The 11,210-nt window shown below is 67.9% G+C and carries 11 protein-coding genes; 1 reads left to right on the top strand and 10 read right to left on the bottom strand.

What is annotated here, in order from left to right:
• Nucleotides 1–545 precede the first annotated feature (545 nt).
• The 5 genes from CCS01_RS16085 to CCS01_RS16065 all read right to left on the bottom strand — a co-directional run bounded on the left by CCS01_RS16085 (nucleotide 546) and on the right by CCS01_RS16065 (nucleotide 5,713).
• On the bottom strand, nucleotides 546–1,433 hold the full coding sequence (locus tag CCS01_RS16085; RefSeq protein ID WP_104519805.1) for an MBL fold metallo-hydrolase: 888 nt from the start codon (nucleotides 1,431–1,433) through the stop codon (nucleotides 546–548).
• A gap of 18 nt (nucleotides 1,434–1,451) precedes the next feature.
• The gene (locus CCS01_RS16080; protein WP_104519804.1) at nucleotides 1,452–2,195 is read right to left on the bottom strand and encodes a glucose 1-dehydrogenase; all 744 of its coding nucleotides are present in this window, start codon (nucleotides 2,193–2,195) and stop codon (nucleotides 1,452–1,454) included.
• Between the two features lie 226 nt (nucleotides 2,196–2,421).
• Nucleotides 2,422–3,798, bottom strand: coding sequence for an MmgE/PrpD family protein (locus CCS01_RS16075; protein WP_104519803.1), 1,377 nt, complete (start codon nucleotides 3,796–3,798; stop codon nucleotides 2,422–2,424).
• 11 nt (nucleotides 3,799–3,809) lie between these two features.
• Nucleotides 3,810–4,601: an enoyl-CoA hydratase/isomerase family protein gene (locus CCS01_RS16070; RefSeq protein ID WP_104519802.1), complete on the bottom strand. Its 792-nt coding sequence runs from the start codon at nucleotides 4,599–4,601 to the stop codon at nucleotides 3,810–3,812.
• The gene (locus CCS01_RS16065; protein WP_104519801.1) at nucleotides 4,598–5,713 is read right to left on the bottom strand and encodes a serine hydrolase domain-containing protein; all 1,116 of its coding nucleotides are present in this window, start codon (nucleotides 5,711–5,713) and stop codon (nucleotides 4,598–4,600) included. The genes CCS01_RS16070 and CCS01_RS16065 overlap by 4 nt, the downstream gene beginning before the upstream one ends.
• A 118-nt stretch (nucleotides 5,714–5,831) precedes the next feature.
• Here CCS01_RS16065 and CCS01_RS16060 point away from each other — a divergent pair, with 118 nt between their 5' ends.
• Nucleotides 5,832–6,515, top strand: a complete 684-nt coding sequence (locus CCS01_RS16060; RefSeq protein WP_158258425.1) for a Crp/Fnr family transcriptional regulator — start codon at nucleotides 5,832–5,834, stop codon at nucleotides 6,513–6,515.
• Nucleotides 6,516–6,959: 444 nt separating this feature from the next.
• Here the strand turns inward: CCS01_RS16060 and CCS01_RS16055 are convergent, their stop codons facing one another.
• The 5 genes from CCS01_RS16055 to CCS01_RS16035 all read right to left on the bottom strand — a co-directional run bounded on the left by CCS01_RS16055 (nucleotide 6,960) and on the right by CCS01_RS16035 (nucleotide 10,775).
• Nucleotides 6,960–7,535 (bottom strand): class I SAM-dependent methyltransferase, encoded by a 576-nt coding sequence (locus CCS01_RS16055; RefSeq protein WP_104519799.1) that lies wholly within the window; start codon nucleotides 7,533–7,535, stop codon nucleotides 6,960–6,962.
• A gap of 103 nt (nucleotides 7,536–7,638) precedes the next feature.
• Entirely contained in the window at nucleotides 7,639–8,211 is a 573-nt protein-coding gene (locus CCS01_RS16050) for a TIGR04282 family arsenosugar biosynthesis glycosyltransferase (protein ID WP_104519798.1), read from the bottom strand.
• Nucleotides 8,208–8,912: a TIGR04283 family arsenosugar biosynthesis glycosyltransferase gene (locus CCS01_RS16045; protein WP_239992191.1), complete on the bottom strand. Its 705-nt coding sequence runs from the start codon at nucleotides 8,910–8,912 to the stop codon at nucleotides 8,208–8,210. Before CCS01_RS16045 ends, CCS01_RS16050 begins: the two co-directional genes overlap by 4 nt.
• A gap of 529 nt (nucleotides 8,913–9,441) precedes the next feature.
• Nucleotides 9,442–9,915, bottom strand: a complete 474-nt coding sequence (locus CCS01_RS16040) for a thioesterase family protein (RefSeq protein ID WP_158258424.1) — start codon at nucleotides 9,913–9,915, stop codon at nucleotides 9,442–9,444.
• Between the two features lie 206 nt (nucleotides 9,916–10,121).
• Nucleotides 10,122–10,775 (bottom strand): hypothetical protein, encoded by a 654-nt coding sequence (locus tag CCS01_RS16035; protein ID WP_146101797.1) that lies wholly within the window; start codon nucleotides 10,773–10,775, stop codon nucleotides 10,122–10,124.
• Between the last annotated feature and the right edge of the window lie 435 nt (nucleotides 10,776–11,210).

The raw sequence follows: 11,210 nt of genomic DNA, 5'->3' as shown, positions 1-11,210 counted from the left end.
CTGAACCGGCCACTTTAGTGGCCAACTGAACCCGGGACCGCGTTAGCGGTCCCGCTTGCCGCTTTGAGCGGCTCACACTCAACGGGCCGCGTCAGCGACCCGCCCGGCCGCTTTGAGCGGCCAACACCATAAGGCCCCCGGCTCTGCCGGGGGATATTTACCTGCTCATGGTGGGCGGCTCCCCTGTTACAGGTTTCAACGACCCGCAGTGTGGCACATCGATGCCGTTGGGGCCGTCCACCCCATCTGTTTGAATGGATAGTGTTTATGGATCAATGGCTTATCATGATACCTGGATACCTGATAGAGGAACACGGCGCCCACGACTCCCATGGAGGAACGGTCGTTGGAGGATGCGCACGACCCGTGCCTGTCGACAGTCAAGGGCGGAGGTACTTCCCGGCTCGCTGCGATAAAGGAGGAGCAATTCGAGTAAAACAGGCTCTGAGAAGCTGTGATATTCTATCGCTGCGGCGGTCAGGTGTCGGCCACGCCAACAATTTGGGGACATCGCGTTGACGCTAGCGGCACCCAGCGCCCTCCCCTCACCCCCCAAACGCCTGATCCCACGGCTCCGGCACCATCAAATACCCCTCCCCCTCCCGCACCAGATGCGCAAGCCCCGGGAAATGCACATGCATCCCCGCAACCAACTGCCTGTCCGCCGTGACCATGTCGAACACCCGCCGCCTTGTCGCCGCCGCCGCCTGCGGGTCGGTGTCGAACGCCATCGTCACCTCCGGCCGCGGCACCTGCACCTCCGGCACATGGATGATGTCGCCCCAGATCAGCAGCGACTGCCCGCCCGAGGCGATCCGGTACCCGCTATGCCCCGGCGTATGCCCATGCAGAGGCACCGACGTCACGCCGGGAAACACCTCCACCTCGCCGGCGAACGTCCGCATCTGGTTATGATACGGCGCCATCTGCTCCCGCGCGCACTGGAAGAACAGCGTCCGCTCCCGCTCATCCGCCCGGCTCATCGCGCCGTCGTCCTGCCAGTGCCGCGGCTCGTTCTCGTGCACCACCAGCTCGGCGTCGGGGAAGAATTTTTCCCCCGTCTTCGGGTTGGTCAGCCCGGCGGAATGATCCGGATGCATATGCGTCAGGATCACCCGCTCGATGTCCGCCGGCGCCACCCCCGCCGCCTTCAGGTTCGCTTGCAGCTTCCCCGCCGTCGGCATCAGGTAATCGCCCGAACCGGTGTCGATCAGCGCCAGCCGCCCAGCCGAATAGACCAGGAAGCAGTTCACCGACGTCCGCCGCCCCGGGCGGAACCGGTCCCTCAGCATCCGCTCCGCGTCGGAAGGCGCGATGGCCTGCATCACCTCCACCGTGCCGTCCAGGTAGCCGTCGGACACCGCGGTGACGACGATGTCGCCGATACGGCGGTGGTAAACGCCCGGAATTTGCGCAGCCGGAACCGAAACCATGGACTGACCCTCCGAGATTTATTGCGCGATGTACCCGCCGTCGATCACCAGTTCCGTCCCGGTGACGAACGACGCCTCGTCCGATGCCAGGAACAGCACCCCATAGGCCACCTCGATCGGCTCCCCCAGCCGCCGCAGCGGCGTCGCCTCGATCTTGGAGGCCCGCATCGCCTGGTTCGTCGCGTTCAGCATCGGCGGCATGTAGCCCGGATGCACGCTGTTCACCCGCACCCCGGACGGCCCGTATTTCGCCGCCGCCGCCTTGGTGTACAGCCGCACCGCACCCTTCGACGCCACGTACCCCGGATGGCTCTCGGCGCCGCCGACGAACCCCATGATCGAGGAAATGTTCACGATCGATCCCCGCCCGTTCGGGATCATCGCCGCCGCCGCCAGCTTGGTGCCCAGGAACACGCTGCGGGCATTCACCGCCATCAGCCGCTCCCAGCCCTCCAGCCCGTCCGCATCGCCCACTGCGCTGCCGCTGATGCCGGCGTTGTTGACCAGGATATCCAGCCGCCCGAACTGCGCGATGGTTGCCGAAATCAGGTGTTGCCAGTCGGCTTCCGACGTCACGTCGGTGCGCACGAACCGCGCCCGGCCCTGGCTGGCGCCGATATCCGCCGCCACCGCCTCGCCCTCACGCGCCAGCACGTCGGCGATGACGACGGCGGCGCCTTCGCGGGCGAACAGCCGCGCCTCGGCCTCGCCCATGCCGTGCGCGCCACCGGTGACGATGGCGACCTTGTCCTTCAGCCGCATTGTTGTTTCCTCCCGTTCTTCAATGGAAACCCGGTCTCGCAAGCGCCGCCGGCCGTGCGGAGCGAGGTCGTCTCCCTATCGTCATGGCCGGGCGTGTCCCGGCCATCCACCTCCCCCCCGCCGCTTGTGCGCAGATGGCCGGGACACGGCCGGCCATGACAGAGAAGAAATGATATCCGTCCGCTCCACGCTGTCGCGGTGCCGGGTCCGCCAACCGGCGCCGCCGTCAGTCCCGCCCGGCGCACAGCCGCATGATGCCGCGCACGTCCGGCAGCGTATCCAGCCGCCCGACCATCTCGATCAGCCGGGCACCACGCGCGTTCCCCAGCACCGGATCGGCCAGTGCCACGAATTTCGCCGCCAGTCCCTGCCCCTGCTGCGCCACGTCCGTCGCCGGCACCCCTGAATCATGCTGCGCCCGCAGCCGCGCGCCGTCCCGCAGCGTCACCTCGGTTTCGGTGAAGGTGTTGGGGATGCCGGCACGGAAATCCAGCGCCACCTTGTCGCGCAGGCCAACCAGCACCGGGTCCGCCGCCACCGCCTCGCTGAACGAGGACAGACGGCTGGTGTCCACCCCCGCCAGCCCCATTGCCGTGGTCAGCCGCAGCGAGAACTTCGCCTCCAGCCCGGTGCGCGGCGCGGGGATGTTGCAGATCCGGTCGCACGCTGCCTCCAGCCGCACGTCCACCCGCTCGACCTGCTCCGGCGCGAACCTGTGCTGCTCCCGCAGCGCCCGCGCCGTTTCGATCGCGGCATGGGTCATGTAGCAGGAGGCATGGTACTTGAACAGGTTCCGCGTCATCCACCACCCGCCCGGCGGCGCCTCGAACGCCCGTTCAGGATTGAAATCCGGGCTGTGGGTGCGGGCAAAACCCTGCTCGCACTCCACCACGTCGGTCCGGCTGGTGAAGCCGCGCCCCGCCAGTTTCGCCGCCATCAGCCCGTGATACGCCGCCTTGCCGGCATGCAGCGGCTTGCACATGGTGCCGAACATCGACTTCAGCCCCGCCGCCTGCGTCCCGGCGATCCCCAGCGCCATGGCGAACGGCTCCGCCCCCAGCCCCAGCAGATGCGCGCACGCCGCCGCCGCGCCGAAGCTGCCGACGGTCGCGGTGGCATGGAAACCCAGCCCGTCGTAATGGCCCGGCGCGATCGTCCGCCCGATGCGACACTGCAGTTCATACCCCGCCACGAACGCCGTCAGCACGTCGGCCCCGGACGCGCCGATTTCCTCCGCCAGCGCCAGCAGCGCCGGCAGGATCGCCACCGAGGGATGCCCCGGCATCGCCAGGTTCACGTCGTCGAAATCCAGCGCATGCGACGCCGCGCCGTTCACCAGCGTCGCCGAGGCCACCGGCAGCCGCCCGGCCCGGCCAATCACCGTCGCCGCCGCGACACCGCCCTGCTCGCGCATTTCCGCCAGAAGGATCGTTACCAACGGATCCGAGGCGCCCGCCAGCGTGCAGCCGATGGTATCCAGCACGCATTGCCGCGCCCAGGTCCGCACCGTCTCCGGAATGTCCGCCAGTCGCAACGCCCGCGCCTGGTCCGCCAGGGCCTGGGTCAGCCCCTTGCCGGCCTGGGCGTCGATCATCGCGTTCATGATACCCTCCGTTAACGACCTCGATAAATTGGTTTCCGTTTCTCGTTGAAGGCGCGGATGCCCTCGCGACGGTCCTCGGTCGGGACCATGCGGTTATAGGCCTCGATTTCGAACATCATTCCTGTCGGCAAATCAACGTTCAGCCCCATGGCGACCGACTGCTTGATCTGGCGTGTGGAAATCGGCGCGTTGTTGGCGATCACCGCGGCGGTCTCCAGCGCCTCGGCCAGCAGCGTGTCCGGCTTGCAGATGCGGTTGACCATGCCCCAGTCATACGCCTGCTGCACCGAAAACGGCCGCCCGGTCAGCAGGATTTCCTTGGCGCGGCGGGCGCCCACCGCCCGCGGCAGGTTCTGCGTGCCGCCGGCGCCCGGCATGATGCCCAGCGTGACCTCGGTCAGCGCGAAGCGGGCGTGCTCGGCGGCGTAGATGAAGTCGGCGCACAGCGCGATCTCCAGCCCGCCGGCGTAGGCGGCGCCGTTCACCGCCGCGATCACCGGCACCGGGCAGCCGATGACCGCGCGCACCATGCGCTCGAAGATCAGATGCTGGTCCTGCCATTGTTCGTCGGTCATGCCGTTGCGCTGCTTCAGGTCGCCGCCGGCGCAGAACGCCTTGCCGCCGGCGCCGGTCAGCACGATGCAGCGCTGCCGGTTCGGCGCGGCGCAGAAGCCGTCGAAGATCTCCAGCAGGTCCAGCCCCATCTGCGTGTTCATCGCATTGGCGACCTCCGGCCGGTTCAGCGTCACCAGCACGGTGTGGTCCTGCGGAGACTCGACGGTCACGGTCTGGTAGGTCTTCATGCTTCCACCGCTTGCAGAGTCAGCCGGATGAACGTGTCGATCGCCCCCGGATCGGTCCAGCGCAGCACCGCGACGATCTCCTGCTCCGGCGCGATCCAGGTCAGGTTGCCGCCGGCGCCGAAGGCGAAGAAACTGGTTTCAGGTGCGCTGGCGTAACGCCCATGCCCGGTGTTCAGCCACCACAGCAGCCCATACACCGGGTTCAGCGCGCACGGCCGCAACGATTCGTCGATCCAGCGCGCCGGCAGGATCCGCCGCCCGTTCCAGTCGCCGCGGCGCAGCATCAGCAGGCCGATGCGCGCCTGGTCCTCGGCATGGATCAGCACCCCGCCGCCCCAGTGCGTGCCGCCGGAGACGCTTTCCGCCATCCGCCCGTCGATCTCGGCCAGGGACGTGCGATAGCCGTGCCACGACCAGTCCCGCGAGGCGCCGATGGGCTGCATGATCCGCTCGGCGAAAACCTCCGGCAGCGGACGGCGGAAGCGGCGCAGCAGCGCCAGGCTCAGGCGGTTGACGCGGACGTCGTTGTATTCCCAGAACGTGCCCGGCGGCCGCAGCGGCCGCGCGCCGCCCTTGCGTTCCCGGCCGTCGGCGCCGATGACGCGGTTGCGGTCGATCCGGTCGGACTTGCCGAACAGGTCCCCTTCCCACTCCGAGGTGTTCTGCAGCAGATGCCGCCAGGTCACGCCACGGTTCTGCGCGCTGTCGAAGCCGCCGTCATCGACGGTCCGCCCCACCGGCTCGTCCAGATCCGGGATCAGCCCGTCCATCACGGCGATGCCGGCCAGCAGGCTCAGGTAGCTCTTGGCAACCGAAAACGTGAAGTCCACCTGGTCCGTGTCGCCCCAACTGGCCACCTTGAACCCGCGCCGCAGCACCAGCCCGTTCGCCGGGCCGCGCGGACGGATTGGCCCCAGGATGGCGTTGTCGGGCGGCGGCTCGAAATACCCGCTTTCCAGATGCACCCGCAGGTCGTACGGCCAGGGCGTCTCGTTCTCAGTGGCGAACCGCGCCGCCTCCTCCAGCCACATCCAGTTCAGGCCGGCCGCGTCCGCCGGAGCTTCCGGCCAGGCCTGCCCGTGCGGCGGCGCGACGATCGATGGCAGGTCCATCGGCGTTCCATTCCTCCCGTTCTGGCCTGGGACTATGGCGCCGGCGGCAGGACGTGCATAGTGGCGGCCAGTCCGGAGGAGAGACGGGGGGAGCTGCGGCGGGATGCTGAACCGTGCCATGCAACGTCAGGCACTGCTGAACTGCACGCTGTTGACGGCGATGCGGCCGGAGGAGCTTGACCGCCTGCTGGCCATGGCCTCGGAACGATCCGTCCGCCGCGGCCAGACCATCTTCCTGAAGGGCGACCCGGGCTCGTCGATGATGGCGGTGCTGAAAGGATCGGTGCGCATCACCACCGGATCGCCCGACGGCAAGGAGATCACCATCAACATCATCCCCGCCGGCGAGGTGTTCGGCGAAATCGCCCTGCTCGACGCCCGCCCGCGCAGCGCCGACGCCAGCGCCATCGAGGACTGCGACCTGCTGGTGATCGAGCGGCGGCATTTCCTGCCGTTCCTGGCGGCCAACCAGGACCTGATGCTGCGGATGCTGGCGGTGCTGTGCCAGCGGCTGCGGCAGACCAGCCAGACCTTGGGGGAAATGGTCATGCTCGACCTGCCCGGCCGCCTCGCGCGGCTGCTGATCCGCCTGGCCGACGACCACGCCAGCCGGACGCCGGCGGGCCTCCGCATCGAGTTCAAGCTGTCGCAGCGCGACATCGGCACCCGCGTGGCGTCATCCCGCGAAAGCGTCAACAAGCAGCTGCAGGCCTGGCGCGACGCCGGCCTGGTGTCGCTCGACCACGGCTACATCACGCTGCGCGAACCGGATCAGCTGCGGGCGCTGTGCGACATGGAGTGAGAGACCGTTGAGCCGGACGGTCCGGAGGGTGTGCTGTGTGGGAACGGGACGTGGCCACCTGGTCTGGACGGCCGCGGTCTGAACAGGGTGCGTCCCCCGGTTGGGACAGCGTGGTTGATGGCGCATGTCTGTTCGCACAGAGAAGGAACTGAGACTCTATGGAGGGCCCCGGAGGATCAGGGGGAGGTCGCGCGGCCTGGCGCGGTTGTTGCCGCCGCAGCAGGCCGATGCGCCGATCGGCCGGGCGGCGAGGCCCGGGGCTGCGGGGTCAAATAATGCCGAGCGCCTGCGCTTCGCGTGCAGCGGCAGATCATCGTCTCTGCGGCTCTCGGCGGTTCTCCATTTTTCTCTGTGCGAACATTCAGGGACGATCTGGCCGAACGCCCGCCGCCGCTGGCGCACGGTCAATCGAAGCGCGAGCCGGCGCCCCCTGCGCGCTCGCCCTCAAAGCGCCCGATAACGATAAATGGTCATCCGGCGTCCCTTGAGCGTCGTCTCCTCCACCTTTGCATCCCCCTTGCAGTCCGAGGGTTCGGCGGCACGCGGATGCCCGGGATCGCGGACCCAAAGCTGTTCCAGCGTTTCCCGGGTTGGTTCAAAGAACACCACCGAGCCGCCGGGTTTCACCACCCGCAGGGCCTCGCTGAAAACGTCCCGGCGCTCGTGCTCGTCGACATGGTGCAGCACGCCGAAAAAGAAGACCGCCGCGAACCGGCCGTCCTCGAACGGCATCCGGCTGGCGTTGAACGGCTGGAACCGGATCCGCTCCGCCACGCCCACGGCGGCGGCGTTCGCGGCCCAGTCCTTGCGGGCGTACTGCGTGGTGTCGGTTTCCGGTTCGCCGGTCAGCACGTCAAGCCCCTGCATGGCAAGGAAGATGGCGAAGTTTCCGGCCCCCGTCCCGACGTCGAGCACGGCGGCGCCGGCGGGCAGATGCAGTTGTTCGAGCGCCAACTGCCCGTCCGCGGCGACGTGTTCGAACATCGGGCCGAGATGCGCCGCGGCTTCCTGTACGTTCATGATCTTTCCCTCAAGCACTGAAGCGTGCCTGCCCCCTATCACACCATCGTCGCCATGTTGATCCTCCGTCCGGAGGTGCAGGCGGGCAGGGCCACCCGAACCGTCATCGGACGGGACCGCCGGCGTGATAATCCGCCGTGGTATCCACGTCCGACAGGTAGCGGAGCAACCGCACGCGGTGATGCCGGAACTGCAGCAGCGTGTCCGCCAGCGCGTACTCGCTCGACCAGCGCGTGGCGCCGAACAGGTCGCCCGGGCGGCGCGGTCCCAGCGCGATCAGCCAGTAGCCGCCGTCGGTGGCGGGGCCGAACGCCGCATCCGCCGTGCCCAGGCCGCGGAACGCCGCGCGGACGTCGGCGGCGCCGGCCGCGGGGATGTCGCAGCCCAGCAGCGCCACCCGCCGGTAGCGCCGCAGCGCCCGCGCCATCCGCTGCCCAAGATCGCCCCTGCCCTGCGGGACGCGCCGCACCCGCACCGGCAGCCGGACCCTTGCGCGGTCGGGCGTGACGGCCAGCACGACGTCGAACCGCCGGCACGCCAGCAGGTCGCGCAGCAGCGCCGTCAGCGTGGCGACATGGAAGCGCAGCGCCGCGCGGTCGCCGATGTCCCGGGCCAGGCGCCGCTTCACCGTCCCGAGCCGTGGCGCCCGGGCGAAGACCACGACAGTGTCCCTCATCCGTACAGCCGCCGGATCAGCCCGGGCGGCAGGCCGGCGAACCACAGCGACAGACACAGCAGGTTGCGCGCCGAGCGCCGCAGGTAGCCGTCCCGCTCCCAGCGCTCGGCCGAGGTGACGGCATCGGCCGGCAGCGCCCGCAGCCGTGCGCGGCCGAGGCGGCGGACCAGGTCGACGTCCTCCATCAGAGGCAGAGTCCTGATCCCGCCGGTGGCGCGCAGCAGGTCGCGGTGCAGCAGCAGGCCCTGGTCGCCATAGGGCAGGCCCAGCACGCGGCTGCGCCAGGCAACCATCCGCTCCAGCCGGCGGGCGCGCGGATCGCGGCTGTCGAGCGCAAAGCGGAACCAGCCGGCCTGTTCCGGGTGCGCCTGGTGCGCCGCGGCGGCGGCCCGCCAGCCCGGGCCGAGGCGGGTGTCGGCGTGCAGGATCAGCAGCCACGGGCGGGTCGCGGCGGCCACGCCGGCGACGATCTGGCTGCCGCGTCCGCGCGGCGCCGCCAGCACCCGGGCGCCGGCCGCGGCGGCGATGGCGGCGGTCTCGTCGGTGCTGCCGCCGTCCACGACGATGACCTCGGGACCGGGACCGAGCGCGGCCAGCGTGCCGCCCAGCCGCGCCGCCGCATTCAGGGCCGGAATGACCACCGAGATGGCGGTGATGGCGTCCATTGCTGCCCCGGCCCCGGCCATGATGTTCAGCCCCATTGGCGTTGAAGTCGGGGCACAGGCGGCGCGACGGCCCTGTCGTCATGGCGACCGAAGGGCCGCCATCGAGACCTTACTGCGCTACAGCAGGCCGCAAATCGGTTGGGATACAGAGGCCGCCTGTCTTCATCGTCAGGGCCCGGCTCGTCCAGGCCACCTATCGCGGCACATGTGCTGGAACAGGTGGCCCGGACAAGCCGCATAGGCGCTAACCTACGCGACGGGACGCGGCGCACCGTCCCGTCGTCATGGCGGCCGCAGGGCCGCCATCCACGCCTTACGGTGCTGAAATCGGCAAAAGGCGTGGATGGTGGGCCTCCGCCCACCATGACGGGGTAGCAACGGCCGTGCTCCTGGCCGCCTAAGTTAGCGCCTATGCGGACAAGCCGGGCCATGACGAGGAGAGCGCGCTGTTGCCCTGTCTCAACCGACCTGCGGTCTGCTGCAATATCAGCAGACGGCGTAGGTGCCGTGTCTGCACCCGGCATGACGGGACGGCAACGACGGCCGCTCTTGACGCCCATGGCGCTCAGCCCGGCAGCGCGATCTTCCGCCCTGCCCCCTTCGGCGGCGTGAGCGGGGCATGGGCCTTAACCGCCTGCTGCAATGCCGTGTGGACGTCCGGCGGGAACGGCGCCACGCGCCGGACGCGCATGTCGATATGCAGAGCCAGCAGTTCCTGTGCCGCCGTCCGCTCGTCGCTGCCGGCGTGGAACATCTCGTGGAAGTAATGCAGCCGCTTGCCATCGGCCCCCAGCAGCCACGAGCGCACCACCAGCCGATCGGCCAGCAGCGCTTCACGTTCGTAGAGGGTGTGGGTTTCGACGGTGAAGCAGGAGAACCCGCTGGACTCGCGGTAGGCGTCGCCGACGTTCAGCGCAGCATACAGCGCGTCGGTGGCGAGGTCGAACACCACGACGTAATAGGCCAGGTTCAGGTGGCCGTTGGAGTCGATCCACTCCGGCCGGACGACGGCTTCGATTTCGGTGACAGGCTTGCTCATGATGCCGCGCAGCTTGTTGGGGAAGGCGGCTGGGGTCAAGCTGGTGGGTATTGGTGGCGTCGGGACACCATCGATACCTACCAGCCGCATGGCCTCGTCCCATCGTCAAGCTGACAGGGCCATGAACGGCCTGCCGCCAGGGACTGATCCGACGTTGTAATTTCCTGAACCCAAGCCCCAAGCCATATCCTCGCGGCGGCCTGTTCTCAAACCGCGGTCCGCCGTCGACGCTGGTGGCGCACGGCAGCCAGGCCGATCATGCCCACGCCGAAGCACGCGATCGACGCCGGCGCGGGTACCGCAATCGCAGTCAGCAGGACGTCTTTGGCAGGCGTACCGCCGGATTGGAAAGAAAAGCCGAGATTATACATTGTATTGGCGTCAGTCGTGAACGAAGTGGACTCCGTTGTCCACTGGCCCACAGGCACGTTCGTGCCAGCAGCGGAGTTCTCGAACGTCAGGTAACTGCCCGGTGCTCCATAGACTGCCGACGATATAATGAACGGGTTCGGGTTCAGCGCGCCTGATTGCGTGGCAAAGAGGGCGTAGCTCAGCGTGTATTGCGTGTACGGAGACAGAGTAACCCACTGCGAAATGGTCTCGGTCGCATTGTCGTCGACAAAGAACGCGGCGTGGGTACTGACATTGTAGTCAGGAACGTTGTCGCCATAGCCGGTGGTATTGGTGCCACCGAGGGTTACAACCGTGACCCCGATACCCGGCGTCGTCCCGGACCCTGTCACTGTCCAACCAGTCAACCCAGCGTCGAAACCGCCATTCGTAACGATGGTGGCCGATGCGATCGGCGGAAGCGCAAGCATAGCGGCAGCAAGAGATGCGCCTAGCAGTCCCTTTGGCATGTCAACAAGCCTTACTTTTCCGCTATGGTACTGGCTTCTATTAGCCAGTAACATAGCATGTTACAGAGAATGCCATTTTGGACGAACAGAGGTGTTCAGGCGGGTCCACCATTCCCGTCGGCCGTGGTCTTGAACAGTCGGACCGCATACGACAGCAACGAGCACGGCAGATCCCCGCCAGACACAGCTACTAACGGGGGGAACTGCAACCGACAAGTATCGTTTATGTGTAATTGTATCGGAACATCGACAATGTGAATATGTGGAGCCTTGCAGGACAGGCATGCCGGTTGGCGCCGGACGGAATAATACCAACGGCCCTATCCGGTGACCGTTATTGCTGCCCATTTGCGCTGGGTCAGGGAAGCAATCCGTTCCGGCATTTGCATGAGCTTGTTCCAGGCCTCGCAGCAGGCATCGACAACCGCCTTGTAG

Source organism: Rhodopila globiformis (assembly GCF_002937115.1).
Lineage (GTDB): Bacteria > Pseudomonadota > Alphaproteobacteria > Acetobacterales > Acetobacteraceae > Rhodopila > Rhodopila globiformis.
The sequence above is the reverse complement of the archived record's forward strand: the minus strand, read 5'-3'. Positions and strand labels throughout refer to the sequence as shown.